We start from the raw sequence: 22,288 nt of genomic DNA, 5'->3' as shown, positions 1-22,288 counted from the left end.
ATGAAAAAGGTCGCGATTGTCGGTTTAGGTTGGCTGGGAATGCCGCTGGCGATGTCATTGGCCGCAAAAGGCTGGCAGGTGACCGGAAGCAAAACCACGGCGGATGGGGTAGAAGCGGCGCGCATGTGCGGTATTGACGGCGTCGAGCTGCGTCTGGAACCTGAACTGGTGTGTGATGCTGACGATCTGGACACGCTGATGAACGTTGATGCGCTGGTGATTACGTTACCTGCACGGCGCAGCGGCCCGGGCGAATCATTTTATCTGCAGGCGATGCAGGAGATTGTCGACAGCGCGCTGGCGCATCACATCCCACGCATTATTTTTACCAGCTCAACCTCGGTCTACGGCGATGTTGACGGCGTGGTGAAAGAGACCTCTGAGCGTCATCCCGTTACCGCGAGCGGTAAAGTGCTGAAAGAGCTGGAAGACTGGCTGCATCATCTTCCCGGCACCCAGGTCGATATCGTACGGCTGGCAGGTCTGGTTGGCCCCGGACGACATCCAGGGCGCTTCTTCGCGGGAAAATCCGCGCCAGACGGACAACATGGCGTCAATCTTGTGCATCTTGATGACGTAATTGCCGCAATAGAACTACTCTTACAGGCTCCAAAAGGTGGGCACATCTATAATATATGTGCGCCTTCTCATCCAGCGCGTAGCACGTTTTACCCGCTGATGGCACGCCAGCTGGGTCTGGTTCCGCCTGTTTTTGGTGAAGCAAAGGACGAAAGTAAAGGCAAAATTGTTGATGGCAATCGCATTTGTCATGAGCTGGGGTTTGAGTATCAATATCCCGATCCGCTGGTGATGCCGATGGAATAAGTTTCTCAGCGGAAACGATCGCACACCGGAAGGGGGCGAACATGAAACCGCTGCTGGATGTTCTTATTATTCTGGATGCACTGGAAAAAGAGGGGAGCTTTGCCGCTGCTTCGGCAAAGCTCTTCAAAACCCCGTCGGCGCTGAGCTATACCGTTCATAAACTGGAAAGCGATCTTAATATCCAGATCCTCGATCGCTCTGGTCACCGCGCCCGTTTTACCCGTACCGGGCAGATGCTGCTGGAGAAGGGGCGCGACGTCCTGCATACCGTTCGCGAATTGGAAAAACAGGCCGTCAAACTGCACCAGGGATGGGAGAACGAACTGGTCATCGGCGTTGATGATACTTTTCCGTTTTCTCTTCTGACGCCGCTGATTGAGGCGTTCTATCAGCACCACAGCGTAACCCGATTAATCTTCATTAATGGCGTGCTGGGCGATTCATGGGATGCCTTAACTCAGGGCAGGGCAGATATTTTTGTCGGTGCGCTGCATGAACCGCCCCAGTTAAGCGATTTCGGTTTCGCCCGGCTGGGTGTGCTGGAGCAGGTTTTCGCCGTCGCGCCACACCATCCGCTCGCGCAGGAGCCGGAACCCCTTAACCGGCGCACGATTAAAGGCTACCGCGCCATTGTGGTCGGTGACAGCTCGCGTCCCGACTGTGCGGCCTCCACGCAGTTGCTTGATGAGCAGGAGGCGATCACGGTGTTCGACTATAAAACCAAGCTGGAGCTGCAAATCAGTGGCCTGGGGTGCGGCTATTTACCCCGCTATCTGGCACAGCGGTTTTTAGACAGCGGTGCGCTTGTTGAAAAACAGGTGCTTGCACAAAGCAGCAATGAATCGGTGTGGGTCGGCTGGAATGAACAAACTGCGGGGCTGGCAAGCGCCTGGTGGCGGGACGAAATTTTAGCAAATAGTGCTATTGCTGCCGTTTACTCGCAAAGCAGCGTCGAGAAATCAGCCAGTTAGAAAAAAGAAAATCGCCCCGGGCGTTGCAAAGTATTGCCTTTTGTATCCGATGTGGGGCAAAATGCGCCGCTGCAACCAAATGAATAATCGACGATATAAAAGGCGTCGGTTATTTTTTTTTGCACGTATGAAACGAAACTAAAAACCAAGAGGCCGGGCTTCGTACCGGATAGATATTTACTAAAATCCGACAGTTGTTGTCGCTGAGGAATACAGAAATGGGGCAATTTTTCGCTTACGTGGCGGTTATCACCGTAAAGGAGAATAACTATGTCGCATAACGCAACTCCAAACACCTCTCGCGTGGAATTACGTAAAACCCTTACGTTAGTTCCGGTTGTTATGATGGGCCTTGCCTATATGCAGCCAATGACGCTGTTCGATACATTCGGTATCGTATCAGGCCTCACAGACGGTCATGTGCCGACGGCTTACGCCTTCGCGCTGATTGCGATCCTCTTTACCGCGCTGAGCTACGGTAAACTGGTCCGTCGCTATCCGTCTGCCGGTTCCGCCTACACCTACGCCCAGAAATCCATCAGCCCGACCGTTGGCTTTATGGTGGGCTGGTCTTCGCTGCTCGACTATCTGTTCGCGCCGATGATCAACATTCTGCTGGCTAAAATTTATTTTGAAGCACTGGTGCCGTCGATCCCTTCGTGGATGTTCGTCGTGGCGCTGGTGGCCTTTATGACGGCGTTCAACCTGCGCAGCATCAAGTCCGTTGCGAACTTTAACTCCGTTATTGTTGTGCTTCAGGTCATCCTGATTGCCGTGATTCTGGGCATGGTTATCTTTGGTGTCTTCCACGGTGAAGGCGCAGGTACCCTGGCGAGCAGCAAGCCGTTCTGGTCTGGTGATGCGCATGTGATCCCGATGATTACCGGGGCAACCATTCTGTGCTTCTCCTTTACCGGTTTTGACGGCATCAGCAACCTGTCTGAAGAGACCAAGGACGCAGAGCGTGTTATCCCGCGTGCTATCTTCCTGACGGCGCTGATTGGTGGTCTGATCTTTATCTTTGCGACCTACTTCCTGCAGCTGTACTTCCCGGATATCTCTCGCTTTAAGGATCCGGATGCCTCTCAGCCAGAAATTATGCTCTACGTGGCGGGTAAAGCGTTCCAGGTTGGCGCGTTGATCTTCTCCACCATCACGGTACTGGCATCCGGCATGGCCGCGCACGCAGGCGTTGCACGTCTGATGTACGTAATGGGTCGTGACGGCGTATTCCCGAAAAGCTTCTTCGGCTACGTTCACCCAACCTGGCGTACGCCGGCGATGAACATCATCCTGGTCGGCGCTATTGCTCTGCTGGCGATTAACTTTGACCTGGTGATGGCAACTGCGCTGATTAACTTCGGTGCGCTGGTGGCGTTCACCTTTGTTAACCTGTCGGTTATTTCTCAGTTCTGGATCCGTGAAAAGCGTAATAAAACGCTGAAAGACCACTTCCAGTATCTGTTCCTGCCGATGTGTGGTGCGCTGACCGTGGGTGCGCTGTGGGTTAACCTGGAAGAGAGTTCCATGGTGCTTGGCCTGATTTGGGCGGGTATCGGCCTGGTTTACCTGGCGTGCGTCACGAAGAGCTTCCGTAACCCGGTTCCTCAGTACGAAGACGTTGCGTAAGAGCTAAGTAAAAAAAAACCGGAGACCATCGCCTCCGGTTTTTTTTCGCCCAAAATCTGTCAGACGATTTCCTGCGCATACTGATACAGCGCTTTTAACAGCGCCTGCTTTTCAGCATTTCCTTCATACTGGCTATACAGCATCTCCAGCTCCTGCGCGTAGCTCTGCAGAAACTCCGGTGTAAACACATGACGACGATGCTGAAGCCAGCGCGCCTGTTCGGTTTCATCCAGCGTGCCAGGATAGTTGCGCGCGCGGTAATTAAACATCAGTTTTTCGATACGTGCATCCGCGAAGGTAATATCCAGCGCGGGTAAGTTACGCGGTTCGGTTTGCAGAACAATATTCATTGCCGCACGGTCTGCGTCGCTGAAAAAGCCGTTGTACAGCTGCGCATCGACGTTGTCGGACGGAACAAAGGGTTCGGCTTCGGCAAAGATCGCCACCGCTTTCTCACGCACCTGCGGGTTTTCACGCAGCACCTTGAGGTTATCCAGGCAACGCTGACGGTTAATCCCCAGCCTGTCGGCATCCTCTGCGCGCAGCGTATTGGCCTGGGCCAGGACCGGACATTTATTGATATGGACCAGTTTGACCGGCACCGCGGGCAGATCGCCGAGTTCATCTTTTGGGGTATAGAGCCGTTCGCGCAGCGTATCGCTGTCGAGATCGAGCAGCGGTGTAATATCACCGGCTAAATCCACCATAATCACGGCATTACGGTTATCCGGATGCCAGGCCAGCGGAGCGACCCAACTGGTATTGCCGCACCAGGCGCCAAACATACCGGAGATATGTACCAGTGGTTTCATCTGCGGCACATCAATCAGCGTGGTGAGTTTCTGCTTGCTGCGGTGGCTCAGCAGATAGTCAAACAGCCGCGGCTGAGCAGTTTTCACCAGCTTTGCCATAGCAATGGTGGCGTAGACATCGGCCATCGCATCGTGGGCATTACTGTGCTCAATACCGTTCGCGCGCGTCAGGTGTTCCAGTCTGAAACTCGGCAGCCCTTCGTCATTCTCAGGCCAGTTGATGCCTTCCGGGCGCAGCGCATAGCAGGCACGCATAATGTCGAGCAAATCCCAGCGCGAGTTGCGGTTCTGCCAGCTCCAGGCATAAGGATCGTAGAAGTTGCGGTAGAAGATATTGCGCGTCACTTCGTCATCGAAACGGATGTTGTTGTAACCGACCACGCAGGTATTCGGGACGGTGAAGAGGTCGTGAATGCGCCGGGCGAATGCGGCCTCGTTCACGCCTTTGTCCCGGGCTTCCTGTGGGGTGATCCCGGTGACCATTACCGCGCCGGGCTGGGGCAGGTAGTCATCGGCCGGCTTACAGTAAAAGACCTCAGGCTCGCCTATGATGTTGAATTCATCGTCGGTACGGATGGCCGCAAACTGTGCCGGTCTATCCAGCGCCGGGTGGGTGCCAAAGGTTTCGTAGTCGTGGAACAAAAAGGTTGATGATCGTTGTGTTCCGTTCACATAAATCTCGCAGTTGCTTCCTAACATGGGGGTTAATAGTAAACGATGAGGTCGTTGCACCCCAACAAATTCTCTTACAAAAATTAAGATTAATCTGATAAAATGTTGAATCAATGTTGGGCCTAAGAGTGGTTTTTTGCCACGTAATAATATTATTCAGGTGATTAAGTGTTCTCAAAAGGGAAGCAATTAAAAGTTGGTTATCGTCCAGATATTGATGGTATTAGGGCAATTGCTGTTTTGGCTGTGATCTTCTATCATTTTAATATTACGGGATTTTCTGGCGGATTTGTAGGTGTCGATATTTTTTTCGTAATCAGTGGCTATTTAATTACAAGCGGCATTGTTAAAGGGGTTGATAACAATCGCTTTTCATTTGGTGATTTTTATATCCGGCGTACGCGAAGACTAATCCCGGCATTGTTATTTGTTATAACCATAACATATGTAGGCTCTTTTTTTATACTTGCACCAAAAGATTTTTCTTCACTTTCTGGGTCTGTTGTTTATGCGTTATCCGGTATCTCAAATATTTTTTTCTGGATGCAGTCTGACTATTTTGATAACTTCTCAACTCTAAAACCGTTGTTGCATACGTGGTCGCTAAGTGTTGAGTTGCAATTTTATCTTTTATGGCCGCTATATTTGATTGTATTATGTAGGATTACCAAAAACATTCATTTTCGGGCGTTTGCTGTTTTTTTGTTTTTTATAATTTTTGCTTTCTTAGCGATTTATTATATTAGTGTGGATTCTAGTGGGGCTTTCTATTTGACTCCATTCCGCATGCATGAATTTGCAATTGGAGCAATTGGGGTTTTTATTAATCATTTATTTAATGGTAAGAGATTTAATCAGGTGTTATATGTTTCAGGCTTTTTTTTAGTTCTATATTCAATTTTTTCTTTTGATATTAAATCAATTATTTTCCCGGGTTATTATGCATTAATTCCTTGTTTTGGTACATTGCTAATGATACTTTCTGGGGAGAAAACTGCTATTTCAATGCTCCTCTCATGCCGTTTCCCGAAATATATTGGAGAAATTAGCTATTCATTATATTTGGTTCATTGGCCAGTTTACGTACTTGGGAGTTATATTGTTGTTTTCACACCTAGTACGATGCAAATAACTTTAATGCTTGCTCTTACTCTAATATTGAGTGCTGTAGTATATTATACTATTGAAAAACCATTTAGGTCGTCAAATCCAGAGAAAATGAATGGTTCTACATTTTCTTTGGCATGTGCAGCAGTTGCATTAATTGTAATTGTACCTTCTGCCAGCAGTTGGGCAAATAATGGTTGGGAATGGCGAATTCCTGAGGAGATTCGTATGATCAATCAAATAGATAAGAAAGATGCCGCTGATTATACATGGACCAAACAACGTATGCTTACCCATAAAAGTAATTTTTCAAATGCCGATGGGAAATTAAAGGTTCTGGTCATTGGAGATTCCCAGTCCGCTGATCTGATTAACTTATTGGAAGAGTCTGGGGTTTTAGAAAAAGAAGATGTAATAGCCAGGACAGTTTATTTTGATTGCGGTACAAATTACGTCGAAACAGACAAGATGCACGATTTTTTCTATAAGCTAAATGCGCTAACAATAGCAAAGCCAGATTTGATCCCTGTCTGTAAGGCACAAATGATGAAAGCTATGAACCAGGACCTTCTTCAGCAAGCTGATAAAATCTATATAGCCTTTCATTATCAACCTAACCTAGTTGAGTATGTTACTCATGGTGTTGAAAAAATACGTGCGATGACTAATGCAAAAGTATACGTGGTTGGTCGTAAAAATCTCAAGAAAAGCAGTATTGAAATCATTAATTCTTTCAATCGTTTGGTCGGTGTTGAACGATTCGCAGCAAAGTTTAAAGATAATGAAACTGTAATAATTAACGATAAACTTTCAACTATACCTGGCGTGCATTTCATAAACATGATGGATTATATCTGCCCAGAAAAAAATAAGTGTTTAACTGTTACTGATAACAACAAGCCAATTTTTTATGATCCAGCTCATTTAACTCGATTTGGTGCGCAGTATTTGGCTGAAAAAATAATTCCCGATTTATAATAAAAACGGATAAAAAACAGCGATTGCTGTTTTTGTTACCATTGATAGCCCCCTAGACAGGGGGCTTTGTATCACACACAGAGTTTTCCTGGCCATTAACATTTTTTTGCAATTAAGCCAGGTAACGACAACAGAACTCCCGTAAAAAGGTCATCGATTTTTAATGACCTGAGGATATACCGTTGAAACGCCGTCTGTTTATTGCTGTTTCTTTACTCGCTTCGAGTGTCTCTTCTGCCTTCGCGGCCGATCCGCTGGATTTTTCGCCGCAGCCTCCGGCCATTCAGGCGGGCTCCTGGGTGCTAATGGATTACACGACTGGTCAGATCTTAACGGCGGGCAACGAACATCAACAACGTAATCCGGCGAGCCTGACCAAGCTGATGACGGGCTACGTTGTCGATCGGGCCATCGACAGCCACCGCATTACCCCGGATGACATCGTTACCGTTGGCCGCGACGCGTGGGCAAAAGGGAACCCGGTGTTTGAAGGATCGTCGCTGATGTTCCTGAAAGAGGGCGATCGCGTCTCGGTGCGCGACCTGAGCCGTGGTCTGATTGTGGATTCCGGTAACGACGCCTGCGTGGCGCTGGCGGATCATGTGGCGGGTGGTCAGCCGCAGTTTGTGAAGATGATGAACGACTATGTACAAAAGCTGAACCTGCGCGATACCCACTTTGAAACCGTCCACGGTCTGGACGCGCCGGGCCAGCACAGCTCTGCCTATGACCTGGCCGTGCTCTCCCGGGCTATCATTCACGGCGAGCCAGAGTTCTACCACATGTACAGCGAAAAGAGCCTTACCTGGAACGGGATCACCCAACAAAACCGTAACGGCCTGCTGTGGGATAAAACCATGAACGTTGATGGCCTGAAAACGGGGCACACGTCGGGAGCGGGCTTTAACCTGATTGCGTCAGCGGTTGACGGTCAGCGTCGTTTAATCGCGGTGGTGATGGGCGCTGACAGCCCGAAAGGGCGTGAGGAACAGGCCCGGAAGCTGCTGCACTGGGGGCAGCAGAACTTTGATACGGTGCAGATCCTGCATAACGGCAAAAAAGTGGGAACAGAGCGTATCTGGTACGGCGATAAAGAGCAGGTGGAACTGGGCACCGACCAGGATTTCTGGCTGGCCTTGCCTAAAACAGAAGTTCCTAACATCAAAGCCAAGTACGTGCTGGATAAAAAAGAGCTGGAAGCGCCGATTGCGGCTCATCAGCGGGTAGGGGAGATCCAGCTTTACGACCGTGACAAAGTCGTGGCGCACTGGCCTCTGGTGACGCTCGAAGCGGTGAATAAAGGCGGCCTCTTCTCCCGTCTGAGCGATTATCTGCATCACACGCTGTAACGGCCTGCGTTAAAGCACATGAGCAGACTGGCGCGGTTGCGAGTCTGCTCACATAATAAACACTCCTCGTTTGCTGAACAGTTAAAACCTGCTTTATAGTGTATAAATATACAGTAATAAAAGGAGGCAGCATGGACTACAGCATCAAGCAGCAACAGAAACGTAAAATCGCCGGCTTTCATCTGGTCGGGCCGTGGGACAAAACGGTAAAACAGGGCTTCGAACAGTTAGTCATGTGGGTGGATGGCCGTCACATTCAGCCGCTGGAGTGGGTTGCGGTTTACTACGATAATCCGGACGAGGTCCCGGCAGAAAAATTGCGCTGTGACACGGCCGTAACGGTCCCGGACGATTTTGTCATTCCTGAAAACAGCGAAGGCGTCATGATGACGGAAATCGCCGCTGGAGAGTATGCGGTGGCGGCGGCGCGCGTTGAAAACCATGACTTCGCGACCCCATGGAACCAGTTCTTTAATTCCCTCTTGCAGGACAACAGCTACCAGATGGCCCCTAAACCCTGTTTCGAGCGCTACCTTAATGATGGTAACGCGGACGGTTACTGGGACATCGAAATGTATATTGGTGTAGAGCACAAAGCGGGTTAAGCCTGGTTATTACAGGGTTTTTCAGCCGGGTGTGATCCGCCCGGCTGAAAACACAGTACAATTGTGATTTGCCGTGTAGCTGGAGAGCGGGTGTGCGTCCCGACAAATCATTAACCCCTTTTGAAATTCGTCTGTACAAACACTACCGCGTGGTACATGGGTGCCGTATCGCGCTGGCCTTTGTGTTGACGTTTGTGCTGGTTCGTTTGCTGGATGTTCCTGAGGGAACATGGCCGCTTATCACGCTGGTGGTCGTGATGGGGCCTATTTCGTTCTGGGGGAACGTTGTTCCACGCGCCTTCGAGCGCATTGGCGGTACCGTTTTAGGCTCTGCCCTGGGGCTTATCGCGCTGAAGCTTGAGCTTATCTCGTTTCCGGTTATGTTGATCTGGTGCGGTGTCGCGATGTTCCTTTGCGGCTGGCTGGCATTAGGCAAAAGGCCCTATCAGGCGCTGCTGATTGGTATCACGCTGTCAGTGGTGGTCGGTGCACCGGCGGGGGATATGACGACCGCCCTGTGGCGAAGCGGGGACGTTATCCTCGGCTCACTGCTGGCTATGCTTTTTACCGGCATCTGGCCACAGCGTGCTTTTCTGCACTGGCGTATTCAGATGGCTAACTATGTCACCGCGTTCAACCGCGTCTATCAGGCCGGATTTTCCCCTAACCTGGTTGAGCGTCCCCGGCTGGAAAAACACCTGCAAACGATCCTCAACGATGTGGTCAGGATGCGCGGGCTGATTACTCCGGCCAGCAAAGAAACCCATATCCAGAAATCCATTTTTGAAGCCATTCAGACGGTAAGCCGCAATCTGGTATGCATGCTTGAGCTGCAAATCAACGCGCACTGGGCTTCTCGTCCCAGCCACCTTTTAATGCTCAACGCCCATACCTTAAAAGAGACGCAGCAGATGACGCAGCAAACGCTGCTCACCATCGCCCACGCGCTTTATGAAGGTAACCCGCAGCCCATTCTGGCGAACAGTGAACGTCTGAATGAGATCGTTGCGGAGCTGAAGCAGTTAATGAATGAGCGTCAGAGCGATAACGTTGCGGAAACGCCTATTCATGGTTATGTCTGGCTGAGCATGGAGCTGGCGCGGCAGCTGGAGCTACTGTCGCATCTCATTTGCCGGGCGCTGCGCAAATAAAGAGCAGCTATCTCCATATGTGACGCCTGCTGCTTCGATTCAGCATCAATTGGGGTTATGATAGCTTTAAACGATATACTCATTGTCATTCGCAGCCGCTGTCAGTAAGGTTATTGTTACAACGGTTGCTTTAACGAATCCGAATCTCACATTATCAGGGGTGTAAAAATGGAAACTACCAAGCCTTCGTTCCAGGATGTTCTGGAATTCGTCCGCCTGTTCCGCCGCAAAAACAAACTGCAGCGTGAAATCCAGGACGTTGAGAAGAAGATCCGTGACAACCAGAAACGTGTCCTGCTGCTCGATAACCTGAGCGACTACATCAAGCCAGGCATGAGCGTTGAGGCTATTCAGGGCATCATCGCCAGCATGAAGAGTGACTACGAAGACCGCGTTGATGACTACATCATCAAAAACGCTGAGCTGTCTAAAGAACGCCGTGATATCTCCAAGAAACTGAAAGTAATGGGCGAAATCAAAAACGGTGAAGCCAAAAGCGAGTAATCGCCGATGAATACAAAAAAGGCTCTCTGGTGACAGAGAGCCTTTTTTATTACGCAGTACGCGGCTGTAGCTGATAAATCCAGGCGTTGACCTGTTTTCCATCCGGCGTGGTCACATTGACCTCAACCCGATCGTAGCCGTCTTCAAATTCGTCCAGCATTGGCCAGTGTGCACTCAGGCTATCAGAGATAAACAGGAAGCCCTCCACGCGTGGGCCGTCCGGGTGCAGCACTATCCCCGGAAAATCTGCCGCCGCGCCCCAGCCACGTTCGTAAAACGTCCCGGTGACAAAACCGGCCTGCCATTCGCCACCGATGTTTTCAAGAATATGTGCATTCGCGTGACCCGGGCGTAGCGTGCCGTAGACAAACAGAGCGTTCATTTTCCCTCACCAGCAAAGCAAAAAGCCTGCTATAAAAGCAGGCTTTTTAAATTTGGCTCCTCTGACTGGACTCGAACCAGTGACATACGGATTAACAGTCCGCCGTTCTACCGACTGAACTACAGAGGAATCGTTGTGGAGGCTTATCTTAGCGGCGAAAAAAGTTTTGTCAAACCTGATCTTAGCGATTAGCGATCGATTGATGATTCTGTCGACAGTTTGTTGTAAATCCACACATCTTTTTATGGAAAATACTTTGCAGGTTTAGCATTTCTCCCCCATCATTTGAAATGGAGTTTCAACTTTCTCGTTAAGGTCCATTTTGAACGTCACTGCCCCCCTACGCCAGGCGATTATGCGCACGCCATGGTATGCAAAGCGTAAAAGCTATCGTGTTCTGTTCTGGCGTGAAATCACCCCCCTTGCCGTGCCTATTTTCCTGGAAAACACCTGCGTTCTGTTGATGGGGGTGCTGAGTACCTTCCTGGTCAGCTGGCTGGGTAAAGAGGCGATGGCCGGTGTCGGGCTGGCGGACAGCTTTAACATGGTGGTTATTTCTTTTTTTGCCGCCATTGACCTCGGGACGACGGTTGTCGTCGCCTTTAGCCTCGGTAAGCTCGATCCTAAACGTGCGCGCGAGGCTGCCCGACAGTCGCTGATGATCATGACCATTTTCTCGATCGTGCTGGCGGCGGTGATCCACTATTTCGGCAGGGAAATTATCGATTTTGTCGCCGGTGAGGCCACAAATGAGGTTAAAGACCTCGCGCTGACCTACCTGGAAATGACGGTCCTGAGTTATCCGGCTGCAGCCATCGCGCTGATTGGCAGCGGCGCGCTGCGCGGGGCGGGCAACACCAAAATTCCGTTGCTGATAAACGGCGGGATGAACATCCTGAATATCATTATCAGCAGCGTGCTGATCTACGGCGTCTTCTCCTGGGACGGGCTCGGGTTCGTGGGCGCCGGGCTGGGGTTAACGATTTCACGTTATATCGGTGCGGCCGCCATTCTCGGCGTGCTGATGGCGGGGATCACGCCGTCACTGCGCCTTACGCTGAAGAGCTATTTCCGCCCCTTTAACTTCGCCATTATCTGGGAAGTGATGGGAATTGGTATTCCCGCCAGTATTGAATCCGTGTTGTTTAACGGGGGCAAGCTGCTGACGCAAATGTTTGTCGCCGGGATGGGGACTGACGTTATCGCCGGTAACTTTATTGCCTTCTCCATCGCCTCCCTGATAAACCTGCCGGGCAACGCCCTCGGTTCGGCGTCGACCATCATCACCGGTAAACGGCTGGGGAAAGGGCAGATAGGGCAGGCGGAACGGCAGTTGCGGCACGTCTTCTGGCTGTCAACCATTGGCCTGACGCTGATCGCCTGGGGAAGCGCCCCCTTTGCCGGGCTTATGGCCTCTTTTTATACCCACGAAGATGATGTCAAAGAGGTCGTTAAGATCCTGATCTGGCTGAACGCGGCCTTTATGCCCATCTGGGCGGCTTCATGGGTTTTGCCTGCCGGGCTGAAAGGGGCACGCGATGCACGCTTCGCGATGTGGGTGTCGATGCTCGGCATGTGGGGTTGCCGTGTGGTGGTGGGTTACACGCTCGGGGTCATGCTTGGCATGGGGGTAGTCGGCGTCTGGCTGGGGATGTTCCTTGACTGGGCGGTGCGTGGGGCGTTGTTCTACTGGCGTATGGTCAGTGGGCGCTGGCTCTGGAAATACCCGCGAATAAAACAGGAACCAACGACCACAGAATCAACAGAATGCCTGACAAATGCGCGAAGTGGAGAATAATTCGGCAAACAGTCAGAAATATGCATTCTGCCTTTGACATCATCGGGGAGCATCGATAATATGCGCCCCGTTCACACGATTCCTCTGTAGTTCAGTCGGTAGAACGGCGGACTGTTAATCCGTATGTCACTGGTTCGAGTCCAGTCAGAGGAGCCAAATTTAAAAAGCCTGCTTTTATAGCAGGCTTTTTGCTTTTCTGCGTTCTGAAAAGGTCCGATGCGACGGGCTTACAGCCAGGTCAGGCGAAACCGCCGCCCGGCATCCATTGACATTTCTAGTGGTTAACCCCAACCGGCGTCGTCGCCTCAAGCAACCATTGCCGCGCGTCGCTGTCGACCAACGGTAACAGGGCCTCACGCACCTGCTGATGATACTCATCCAGCCACTGTTTTTCCTGTTCGTTCAACAGCTGTAACTCGACCTGACTCAGGTCGATCGGGATCAGCGTCAGTGAGGAAAACGTGCAGAATCCCGGACGGCTTTCGACAATCTCCACCTGGTTTTCAATGCGGATCCCATGGCTGTCCGCCAGATAATATCCAGGCTCGATAGTCATGATGGTGCCGGCCACCAGGGGCCACGGGTTAACCTTTTTGGCGAGACGATGCGGGTTCTCATGGATAAGCAACTGATGTCCTACGCCATGCCCTGTCCCGTGATCGTAATCCAGCCCCATTTCCCACAACGGGCGACGCGCGAAGGCATCAAGCTGATGGCCCTGGCTGCCGGAGGGAAACTGTAAGGTTATCAACGACAGGAACCCTCTCAGTACGGCGGTGTAGTGCAACTTCTGCTGTGGCGGCACGCTACCCCATGCCAGCGTACGCGTGGCGTCAGTGGTGCCGTTATGATACTGACCGCCGGAATCATTAAGGTAAAAATGATGTTGACCGATGGGCTTATTGCTGGCTTCGCTTGAGTGATAGTGGCACATCGCCGCATTACTGGAGGAGGCGGAGATGGTGGCAAAACTTTGCTCAATAAATCCAGGCTGCTGTTTACGGAATGCAAGCTGCTGCGCCTGCGCTTCCAGCTCCGTCAGCGGTTTTCCCGCCGCCTCACGCAGGGGGACTTCACGGCTTAGCCAGGCCAGGAAATTCACCCAGGCAGCACCGTCCTGGTGATGACACTCGCGATACCCGGCAAGTTCGACCGGGTTTTTAGTGGCTTTCATCAGAGTGATGGGATCGGTTCGCCAGACTATTTCGCCCTCTGGCTCAATGGCAAAGCGCAGGGCGACCGGCGCGGAATCGGCATCAACCATCACCCGCTTGCCTTGTGACAGGCGCTGGCAGCGTTCGATAAAGGCATCCTGTGGCGCAATCCTGAACGCGTTTCTCACGCTCTCGGGTAGCTCGCTGAGCTTATTGTCGTTAACAAACCACTCCACGCTACCGTCACGATCAAGAAGGGCAAAGGAGAGGGGAACAGGACTGGATGGAATGTCAGCGCCACGCACGTTCAACAGCCAGGCGATGTTATCTGGCAGAGTCACGGCCAGATAATCGGCATCGTGTGCGGCCAGCACGGCGGCAACGCGCTGGCGTTTGGCGAGGCTGCTTTCGCCACTGACCTCCACCGGCATTTCTCGAATACGTCCCGCCGGCGCGGCAGGGCGATCGTGCCATAAGGTATCAAACGGCGACTGACTGAGCGGAACCAGTTCACAGGGTGTTGCAGACAGTTGCCCGAACTCCGTATTGGTCATTAGCAGTGCTTCAAACCCAATACGCATGCCGGCCCCGACGTTGGCTGTGAGCCATTCGGCCAGCGGTTCATTGTGCAGATGGTGGATTTCAATTTCATCCATATTGACCTGAAGGCGAGCCTGAACCTGATAGCGACCATCGACAAACAGCAGGGCTGTGTTTTTCAGAATCAGCGCCAGACCTGCGGAGCCATCAAAGCCCGTCAGCCAGGCCAGCTTTTCATCGTACGGCGCGCAATACTCACTCTGCCAGGCATCCGCGCGCGGCACGATCATGCCATCAAGATTGTTTTCCTGTAGCCACCGGCGCAGGGCCGATAAGCGTGATGGGGTGTGCATGGTTATTCCTTGTTCTGGTTAGCGGAATGGCGGCTCGTTGAAGGTACGTAATTTACGGGAATGCAGCCTGTCACCTTCCGCACGCAGCAAATCAATGGCGCGAATGCCGATTTGCAGATGTTCGGAGATTGCCCCTTCATAGAAACGGTTGGCCTGACCCGGAAGCTTAATTTCGCCGTGCAGCGGTTTGTCGGAAACGCACAGCAGCGTGCCGTAAGGGACGCGGAAGCGATATCCCTGTGCGGCGATGGTGGCGCTTTCCATATCAATCGCGACGGCACGGCTGAGGTTGAAACGCAGCGCGGAGGCGGAGTAACGCAGTTCCCAGTTGCGGTCATCCGTCGTCACTACCGTACCGGTACGCAGACGCTGTTTAACCTCTTCACCCGGCATACCGCTCACCTCTTTGGTGGCGTCATACAGCGCACGCTGCACTTCGGCGATGCTCGGGATAGGAATATCCGGTGGAAGCACAGCGTCAAGCACATGGTCATCACGCAGATAGGCGTGGGCCAGCACGTAGTCGCCAATCAGCTGGCTTTCACGCAGGCCACCGCAGTGTCCAATCATCAGCCACACGTCCGGGCGCAATACTGCCAGATGATCGCAGATGGTTTTGGCATTTGACGGACCAACCCCGATGTTAATTAAGGTGATCCCCTGGCCGTCAGCGGTGATCAGGTGCCAGGCAGGCATCTGGTGTTTTTTCCACGCCAGGTCGGAGATGGCCTGCTCGGGTGCCTCGGTTTCCGCGGTGATCCAGATACCGCCGGCGCAGGACAGCGCGATGTAAGGGCTATCCGGGTCGAGGATCTGGCTACAGCCCCAACGGACAAACTCGTCGACATAGCGGGTGTAGTTGGTAAACAGTACAAAGGGCTGGAAATGGTCGACGGGCGTCCCGGTGTAGTGACGCAGGCGCGCCAGAGAGAAATCCACGCGGCGGGCATCAAAGTGCGACAGCGGTGAAAATTCTGCCGGGTGGTAGATACCATCCGCCGTCTCATCGCCAATCTGCGACAGCTCGGTGGTCGGGAAATGGCGCGTCAGCCCCGCGCTCATGGAGCGGTCAAGGGTTAATGCCGAACCGTCAATCACATACGGATACGGGATCTCATGCTGTGAGGGTTCAACGGCAATGTGCGCGCCGTAATCCTGATACAACAGCGTGAGTTGCTCTTCAAGATAAGGGCGGAACAGTGCAGGGCGGGTGACGGTGGTGCTGTAGCAGCCGGAGTGGGTAAAGCGTGCGTAGGCGCGCGTTTTCGGCGTGTTAGTCGCGCTGCCGTCCCAGGTGACGGAAAGCGATGGATAAACAAAAAGGCCCTTACTTCTGGCCTTTTCGTCGGGGAGTTTCCCTGTTTCGATATACTCACTGATGGCGCTGCGCAGCGCGTTGACGGACTGTTCATACAGTGCATCGAGTTTTTCCAGTGCCTGAGCCGGGGTCAGGCTGGAGCCCTTATTATTCATCTCTGTCTCCTTGTTCCACAGGTGTGCGACTCTACCCGATAGTATGTCACACGCCTGTGAAACAAAAGTGAGATCAGGTGTGGCTCGTCTCTTTCATCAATAACGCCGTCGCCGCTGACAGCAGGCAACCGGCCAGCAGATAAAGTGCCACACTGTGCCAGTTGCCCCCGGAGAAGGTCACCAGCGCGGCGGCAATAAATGGCGTAAACCCGCCGCCGACCACGCTTGCCACCTGATAGCCTACGCCCGCGCCGCTGTAGCGATAGCTCGCCCCGAACAGTTCTGTAAACATGGGCTGCTGCACGCAGACCACCATATCGTGGGCGATGTTAGCGAGCATGATGGCAAAGAAGACAATCCAGAAGATCGACTGTGCCTCCAGCGCCATGAAGAACGGCCAGGCGCTGAGGGTGCCAATCAGCGCCCCAGTGATATAGACGCGACGGCGACCAAACCTGTCCGCCAGCCAGGCGAAGCAGGGGATAGTCAGGCAGCTGATCCCGCCGACCAGCAGGCCAATGTTCAGGAACAGCTCGCGGGGCAGACCGAGATTTTGCGTTGAATAATTGAGGGCAAACGCGGTCACGATATACATCGTCAGCAGTTCGCACAGGCGCAGGGCGATAATTTTCAGAAAAGCGCCAGGATGCCGGACAAGCGCCTCCATCACCGGAAGCCGTTTTCTGGCAACGGGCGGTTCTTGCCGCTGTTGTTCGAACTCAGCAGATTCCTCCATGCCGTTGCGGATCCACAGTGCAGCGACAACCAGCACGATGCTGAAGATAAACGGAATGCGCCAGCCCCAGCTCAGGAATTGTTCATCGGTGGTGAAGTGGCTCATCAGCGACACCAGCCCGGTGGAGAACAGCAGACCTACGCCATAGCCCACCTGCACGCCGCTGCTGTAAAACGCTTTCTTGTTCTTCGGGGCACTCTCAACGGATAACAGCGCCGCGCCACCCCATTCGCCGCCTACCGCGAAGCCCTGAATGGCGCGCAGCGTAACCAGCAGCACCGGCGCCCACCAGCCAATGGTGGAAAATGAAGGGAGAACGCCAATCAGCGCGGTGGCGATGCCCATCATCCAGACGGTGAGCATCAGCATGCGTTTGCGTCCGAGACGGTCACCGAAGTGGCCGAAGATCACTCCGCCCAGTGGACGAAACAGGAAGCCGACGCCAAAGGTAGCAAACGCGGCGAGCGTACCCATTGCCGGGCTAATCTGGGGGAAGAATTCGCGGTTAAACACCAGCGCGGCAGTAATGCCGTAAAGCAGAAAATCATACCAGTCGACGACGGCACCCGCGAAGCTGCCGAGGGCTGCGCGGCGGGCACGATTGAGCGAAGGTGTCTCCTCGTTGGGATGTGTGGAGGTGAGAGTGGAGTCCATAGTTGTCCTGTCTGCACGTATTTCTAATTATTGGTATAAGAAAAGGTCACTCACATAGCCACCGTCATATAAACGGAACGTATGAGACTACCGCGCCAGGGCGCGTGTGCAAACTGATTTTATTTCCTGATGGGTAATGCAAAGCGGCTACGCTATGCTTAGCAAATCAAGGTGCGACTGAGGAAGGGAATATGTGTCGTATAAATGTGTTGAGTTGTCTTGCTGCATTACTTATCAGCCAGAGCGTTCAGGCGGTAAGTTATCCTTTACCGCCGACAGGCAGTCGGCTGGTGGGCACTTCGCAAACCATTACCGTGCCGGATCACAATACGCTACCGCTCGAAGCGTTTGCCGCGCAATACGGGCAGGGTCTGAGCAATATGCTGGAAGCGAACCCGGGCGTGGATCCTTTTTTGCCTAAATCCGGTACGCAACTGGTGATACCCCAGCAGCTGATTTTGCCTGACACCGTCCGCGAGGGAATTATCGTTAATGCGGCAGAAATGCGCCTCTACTATTACCCACCGGGAAGCAACACTGTTGAAGTGTTACCCATCGGCATTGGTCAGGCCGGGCGCGAAACCCCGCGAAACTGGGTCACAGCGGTAGAACGTAAGCAGGAAGGCCCCACCTGGTCTCCTACGCCGAATACGCGCCGTGCCTATGCGGCAGAGGGGAAAACGCTGCCTGCATTCGTGCCCGCCGGGCCCGATAACCCAATGGGACTGTATGCGATTTATATTGGCAGGCTGTATGCCATTCACGGGACAAACTCCAATTTTGGCATCGGACTGCGGGTGAGCCAGGGTTGTATTCGTCTGCGCAATAACGACATTAAATATCTTTTCGATAACGTCCCGGTAGGCACCCGTGTGCAGCTTATCGATCAGCCCGTTAAAGTGACGACAGAGCCGGACGGCAGCCGCTGGGTTGAGGTGCATGAACCGCTATCACGGAACCGGGCGGAATTTGAATCGACCCGGAAAGTGCCTTTGCCGATATCTGCCTCGCTGCGAACCGAGCTTGTCAACGAGGGGGCGGGCGCGGAACTGGAACGTCGGTCAGGGATGCCGGTTAAGCTCGGCAACTGAGGGCAATTTTACCTGCCGCAGAAAAGCAAAAAGCCTGCTATAAAAGCAGGCTTTTCAAATTTGGCTCCTCTGACTGGACTCGAACCAGTGACATACGGATTAACAGTCCGCCGTTCTACCGACTGAACTACAGAGGAATCGTGTGAACGGGGCGCATATTATCGACGTCAGCCGGCCTTGTCAAAGGGTGGATCAACGCCTTTTGATCGTTTGCTGACAAAATCAGCAAAATGGCGTTTTTGACGCCGGAATGCACCGTAATGGTGCGCACATACCCCTAATGGGGCAGATCATAAACTGCTGTTTCAGTAATAAAACCGCTGCTTATGATTAGCTTTCCTTATTTTCAGCCGCTTAGCGACAAATCAGACCTCTTCGTAAAACTGGCATTCATATTGCAAAACCCTATCAACAATGAAAAGCCAGTACCGGCACAGCATTTCGAACAGGGGGCAAAATGAACTTAAGACGACTGAAATACTTCGTAAAAATCGTCGATATCGGCAGCCTGACTCAAGCGGCGGAAGTGCTACATATCGCGCAGCCTGCGCTGAGCCAGCAGGTGGCTACTCTGGAAGGCGAGATGGATCAGCAGCTGTTGATCCGCACCAAACGTGGCGTGACGCCAACGGAAGCAGGCAAAATCCTTTATACCCATGCGCGCACCATCCTTCGCCAGTGCGAACAGGCGCAGCTGGCGGTGAATAACGTGGGCCAGACGCTGAGCGGTCACGTATCCATTGGGCTGGCTCCGGGAACGGCCGCGTCCTCTATTACCATGCCGCTGCTGCAGGCCGTCCGCGCAGAGCTGCCAGAAGTACTGGTTTACCTGCATGAGAACAGCGGTTCTGTGCTGAATGACAAACTTCTTAGCGGCCAACTGGATATGGCGGTGCTGTACGACCGCTCACCGGTGGCCGGGATCACCAGCCAGCCGCTGCTGAAAGAAGATCTCTACCTTGTGGGCACCCGCGACTGTCCGGGGCAGAGCGTCGATCTGACGGCCGTTGCAGAAATGAATCTTTTCCTGCCGCGTGACTACAGCGCGGTGCGCGTGCGTGTGGATGAAGCGTTCTCCCTGCGCCGCCTGACGGCAAAAATTATCGGTGAAATTGATTCCATCTCCACGCTAACCGCCGCTATAGCCAGCGGTATGGGTGTGACCGTTCTGCCAGAATCCGCAGCACGTTCGCTGTGCAGCGCAGCAAACGGCTGGATGGCGCGCATCACCACGCCTTCCATGAGCTTACCGCTGTCGCTGAATATGTCCGCGCGCGGATCGCTGTCACCTCAGGCGCAGGCGGTAAAAGAGATTCTGATGTCGCTGGTCAGCAAACCGTCTCTGGAGAACCGTGAGCTGCAGCTGGTGAGTTGATATTCCATAAAAGCATAAGATGCTGGTTTTTATTATTTGTTCTGCAGGTCGGCTGACTCTAACAATAGCGTTATGTCAGATGCGCCGGAGTGAATCGTGAATTTCCAGCAACTTAAAATTATTCGTGAGGCGGCCAGGCGGGATTACAACCTGACCGAGGTCGCCAATATGCTTTATACCTCTCAGTCCGGCGTCAGTCGCCATATCCGCGAGCTGGAAGAAGAACTGGGAATAGAGATTTTTATCCGTCGCGGCAAGCGTCTGCTTGGCATGACGGAGCCGGGAAAAGCCTTGCTGACCATCGCTGAGCGGATCCTCAACGAGGCCAGCAATGTGCGTCGCCTGGCGGATCTCTTTACCAATGACGCCTCGGGCGTCCTCACTATCGCCACCACCCACACCCAGGCGCGTTACAGCCTGCCGCCGGTGATTAAAGCCTTCCGTGAACTTTTCCCTGACGTCCGTCTGGAGCTTATCCAGGGCACACCGCAGGAAATTGACGTGCTGTTGCAAAACGGTGGGGCAGATATCGGCATTGCCAGTGAACGGTTGAGCAACGACCCGCTGCTGGTGGCTTTCCCGTGGTTTCGCTGGTACCACAGTCTGTTACTTCCCGTCGACCATCCGCTGAATCAGGTTACGCCCCTGACGCTGGAAGATATCGCGAAATGGCCACTGATTACCTACCGGCAGGGTATTACCGGACGCTCGCGCATTGATGAAGCCTTTAACCGCAAAGGCTTAACGCCGGATGTGGTGCTGAGTGCACAGGACTCTGATGTAATCAAAACCTACGTCGAGCTGGGTCTGGGCATTGGTCTGGTGGCGGAACAGTCCGGTGGTGAACGCGAGACGGAGAACCTGGTACGACTGGATACGCGTCATCTCTTTGATGCCAATACCGTATGGCTTGGCCTGAAGCGTGGACAACTGCAGCGCAACTATGTGTGGCGCTTTATCGAACTCTGCAACGCCGGGCTGTCCGTGGATGAGATTAAACGTCAGGTGATGGAGCCAGAAGAAGTGGCGATTGATTATCAGATTTAAGCCCCTTATAGCACCCGTCGCCGTCGACAAGAAGCACAAGCCTGCAATTAAAGCAGGCTTTTTTATTGAAACCGTTTAATTTCCTGACCGCTTGTTCTCAATAATATCCTGATGAATAACGATACCTTGTGACGTCATAAGATTGCTTTATATTGAAATGTTTCTCATATTTTCCATTGGGTTACATATAAGAATAAATAAAGAAATATGATTCTTTTAGATGAGGATAATATTCCCGTGCGGCAAAAAAAGGGCTGAAAAGCCCCATAACACGCCGAGCGAAGCGTTAACTAAAAGGGTATTTTTTAAATGCCGCCTGGTTTTCGAAAACGTCGGCTACCGCCTGAATTCTTTTAAAATCCCCGGCGTTAACGACGTGAGGGATCATTGACTGAATAAATGTCCAGATAACCGTACTGGTAACAGCAACCTGATCGGCCACCGCGTTTTCCGGACGTGCTTCCAGCAGCGCGTTCCATTCCCGACAGGCAGCCAGCAGCTGGACGGTAATACGTTCTATCCACGGATTATGTTGTTTCTCCGCCGGGCGCAGATTGTGTTCGTACACATTTTGCACAGCTTTCTCCGCGGCGGCGAGGATAAAGCCCAGCGTCTGGAGATCGTTCGCCAGTGCATCCGGCGTCACGGGCAGGAGTCTCCGTTCAGGCGCGGCCTGAGCCTCAAAATAATTCAGTATGAGAGACGAGTCCATCAGACGTGTTCCATTCTCCAGAACCAGCGTTGGCGCTTTTACCGCAGGGTTAATCCGGGAAAATTCCTCAAACGTGCTGAATACGGACAACGGCTGGCTTTCAAACGCAACGCCATAAAGTTCCAGGGAGACCGCCACGCGGCGTACATAAGGAGAATCCATCATGCCAATCAGCTTTATCATGATTCCAGTTTTCCTGTCTGTGTGAAATAACGCTTCATTGAAGATGATAAACAGACATTACAATAAATTCGTTATGGCGAATATCATCAGTATCTTACGGCCTGAGTGAGTATTACTGACAGATTGGCCGGTTGACCTGCTCCCCGTTGATTAATACACCGCGATGTTAGTAATGTCTTCATCAGCA

Annotated in this window: 19 protein-coding genes and 3 tRNA genes; 14 read left to right on the top strand and 8 right to left on the bottom strand. The window is 52.6% G+C overall.

What is annotated here, in order from left to right:
* From ACN9MQ_RS14540 to plaP, 4 genes are all read left to right on the top strand, one after another.
* Positions 1 to 825 carry an SDR family oxidoreductase gene (locus ACN9MQ_RS14540; RefSeq protein ID WP_063215330.1) on the top strand — a complete coding sequence of 275 codons (825 nt, stop codon included), beginning with the start codon at positions 1 to 3 and terminating at the stop codon, positions 823 to 825.
* Positions 826 to 866: 41 nt separating this feature from the next.
* Positions 867 to 1,796, top strand: a complete 930-nt coding sequence (locus ACN9MQ_RS14535) for a LysR substrate-binding domain-containing protein (RefSeq protein ID WP_014170787.1) — start codon at positions 867 to 869, stop codon at positions 1,794 to 1,796.
* A gap of 218 nt (positions 1,797 to 2,014) precedes the next feature.
* Positions 2,015 to 2,077: a membrane protein YoeI gene (yoeI, locus tag ACN9MQ_RS14530; protein ID WP_099458931.1), complete on the top strand. Its 63-nt coding sequence runs from the start codon at positions 2,015 to 2,017 to the stop codon at positions 2,075 to 2,077.
* Positions 2,067 to 3,425, top strand: a complete 1,359-nt coding sequence (gene plaP, locus ACN9MQ_RS14525; RefSeq protein WP_014170786.1) for a putrescine/proton symporter PlaP — start codon at positions 2,067 to 2,069, stop codon at positions 3,423 to 3,425. The genes yoeI and plaP overlap by 11 nt, the downstream gene beginning before the upstream one ends.
* A 59-nt stretch (positions 3,426 to 3,484) precedes the next feature.
* Here the strand turns inward: plaP and sbcB are convergent, their stop codons facing one another.
* Positions 3,485 to 4,909 carry an exodeoxyribonuclease I gene (sbcB, locus tag ACN9MQ_RS14520; protein ID WP_426262642.1) on the bottom strand — a complete coding sequence of 475 codons (1,425 nt, stop codon included), beginning with the start codon at positions 4,907 to 4,909 and terminating at the stop codon, positions 3,485 to 3,487.
* 168 nt (positions 4,910 to 5,077) lie between these two features.
* On the opposite strand from sbcB, the gene ACN9MQ_RS14515 reads away from it, so the two are divergent.
* The 5 genes from ACN9MQ_RS14515 to ACN9MQ_RS14495 all read left to right on the top strand — a co-directional run bounded on the left by ACN9MQ_RS14515 (position 5,078) and on the right by ACN9MQ_RS14495 (position 10,603).
* A complete protein-coding gene (locus ACN9MQ_RS14515; protein ID WP_074170003.1) occupies positions 5,078 to 6,994 on the top strand; it encodes an acyltransferase family protein in 1,917 nt (638 codons plus the stop codon).
* A 182-nt stretch (positions 6,995 to 7,176) separates the two neighbouring features.
* Positions 7,177 to 8,343 carry a serine-type D-Ala-D-Ala carboxypeptidase DacD gene (dacD, locus tag ACN9MQ_RS14510; protein ID WP_014170783.1) on the top strand — a complete coding sequence of 389 codons (1,167 nt, stop codon included), beginning with the start codon at positions 7,177 to 7,179 and terminating at the stop codon, positions 8,341 to 8,343.
* 131 nt (positions 8,344 to 8,474) lie between these two features.
* Positions 8,475 to 8,948, top strand: a complete 474-nt coding sequence (gene sbmC, locus ACN9MQ_RS14505; RefSeq protein WP_059305514.1) for a DNA gyrase inhibitor SbmC — start codon at positions 8,475 to 8,477, stop codon at positions 8,946 to 8,948.
* A gap of 92 nt (positions 8,949 to 9,040) precedes the next feature.
* On the top strand, positions 9,041 to 10,099 hold the full coding sequence (locus ACN9MQ_RS14500) for an FUSC family protein (protein WP_032678500.1): 1,059 nt from the start codon (positions 9,041 to 9,043) through the stop codon (positions 10,097 to 10,099).
* Between the two features lie 168 nt (positions 10,100 to 10,267).
* Positions 10,268 to 10,603, top strand: coding sequence for a DUF496 family protein (locus ACN9MQ_RS14495; RefSeq protein WP_008499467.1), 336 nt, complete (start codon positions 10,268 to 10,270; stop codon positions 10,601 to 10,603).
* A 49-nt stretch (positions 10,604 to 10,652) separates the two neighbouring features.
* Here ACN9MQ_RS14495 and ACN9MQ_RS14490 read toward each other — a convergent pair whose 3' ends face one another.
* A complete protein-coding gene (locus ACN9MQ_RS14490) occupies positions 10,653 to 10,985 on the bottom strand; it encodes a gamma-glutamylcyclotransferase family protein (protein WP_032680657.1) in 333 nt (110 codons plus the stop codon).
* 53 nt (positions 10,986 to 11,038) lie between these two features.
* A tRNA-Asn gene (locus tag ACN9MQ_RS14485) sits at positions 11,039 to 11,114 on the bottom strand.
* A gap of 190 nt (positions 11,115 to 11,304) precedes the next feature.
* On the opposite strand from ACN9MQ_RS14485, the gene emmdR reads away from it, so the two are divergent.
* Together emmdR and ACN9MQ_RS14475 are read left to right on the top strand one after the other, a co-directional pair.
* Positions 11,305 to 12,783 carry a multidrug efflux MATE transporter EmmdR gene (gene emmdR / locus ACN9MQ_RS14480; protein ID WP_425462589.1) on the top strand — a complete coding sequence of 493 codons (1,479 nt, stop codon included), beginning with the start codon at positions 11,305 to 11,307 and terminating at the stop codon, positions 12,781 to 12,783.
* An 80-nt stretch (positions 12,784 to 12,863) separates the two neighbouring features.
* A tRNA-Asn gene (locus ACN9MQ_RS14475) sits at positions 12,864 to 12,939 on the top strand.
* A gap of 118 nt (positions 12,940 to 13,057) precedes the next feature.
* Here ACN9MQ_RS14475 and ACN9MQ_RS14470 read toward each other — a convergent pair.
* The 3 genes from ACN9MQ_RS14470 to shiA form a co-directional block, all read right to left on the bottom strand.
* Positions 13,058 to 14,830, bottom strand: a complete 1,773-nt coding sequence (locus ACN9MQ_RS14470; protein WP_426020953.1) for an aminopeptidase P family protein — start codon at positions 14,828 to 14,830, stop codon at positions 13,058 to 13,060.
* Positions 14,831 to 14,848: 18 nt separating this feature from the next.
* Positions 14,849 to 16,303, bottom strand: coding sequence for an AMP nucleosidase (locus tag ACN9MQ_RS14465; RefSeq protein ID WP_014170778.1), 1,455 nt, complete (start codon positions 16,301 to 16,303; stop codon positions 14,849 to 14,851).
* A gap of 73 nt (positions 16,304 to 16,376) precedes the next feature.
* The gene (gene shiA, locus ACN9MQ_RS14460; protein WP_032678496.1) at positions 16,377 to 17,693 is read right to left on the bottom strand and encodes a shikimate transporter; all 1,317 of its coding nucleotides are present in this window, start codon (positions 17,691 to 17,693) and stop codon (positions 16,377 to 16,379) included.
* A gap of 191 nt (positions 17,694 to 17,884) precedes the next feature.
* Here shiA and ldtA point away from each other — a divergent pair, with 191 nt between their 5' ends.
* Entirely contained in the window at positions 17,885 to 18,784 is a 900-nt protein-coding gene (ldtA, locus tag ACN9MQ_RS14455; protein ID WP_040017923.1) for a L,D-transpeptidase, read from the top strand.
* 61 nt (positions 18,785 to 18,845) lie between these two features.
* Here the strand turns inward: ldtA and ACN9MQ_RS14450 are convergent.
* Positions 18,846 to 18,921 (bottom strand) — tRNA-Asn (locus ACN9MQ_RS14450).
* 320 nt (positions 18,922 to 19,241) lie between these two features.
* Between ACN9MQ_RS14450 and nac the strand changes: the two genes are divergently transcribed.
* Together nac and cbl are read left to right on the top strand one after the other, a co-directional pair.
* Positions 19,242 to 20,159, top strand: coding sequence for a nitrogen assimilation transcriptional regulator NAC (gene nac / locus ACN9MQ_RS14445; protein WP_014170773.1), 918 nt, complete (start codon positions 19,242 to 19,244; stop codon positions 20,157 to 20,159).
* A 96-nt stretch (positions 20,160 to 20,255) separates the two neighbouring features.
* A complete protein-coding gene (gene cbl, locus ACN9MQ_RS14440) occupies positions 20,256 to 21,206 on the top strand; it encodes an HTH-type transcriptional regulator Cbl (protein WP_025203722.1) in 951 nt (316 codons plus the stop codon).
* Between the two features lie 286 nt (positions 21,207 to 21,492).
* Here the strand turns inward: cbl and ACN9MQ_RS14435 are convergent, their stop codons facing one another.
* A complete protein-coding gene (locus ACN9MQ_RS14435; RefSeq protein WP_106504309.1) occupies positions 21,493 to 22,101 on the bottom strand; it encodes a glutathione S-transferase family protein in 609 nt (202 codons plus the stop codon).
* Positions 22,102 to 22,288 lie beyond the last annotated feature (187 nt).

This window comes from Enterobacter sp. R-25 (assembly GCF_049913205.1).
GTDB lineage: Bacteria > Pseudomonadota > Gammaproteobacteria > Enterobacterales > Enterobacteriaceae > Enterobacter > Enterobacter ludwigii.
The sequence above is the reverse complement of the archived record's forward strand: the minus strand, read 5'-3'. Positions and strand labels throughout refer to the sequence as shown.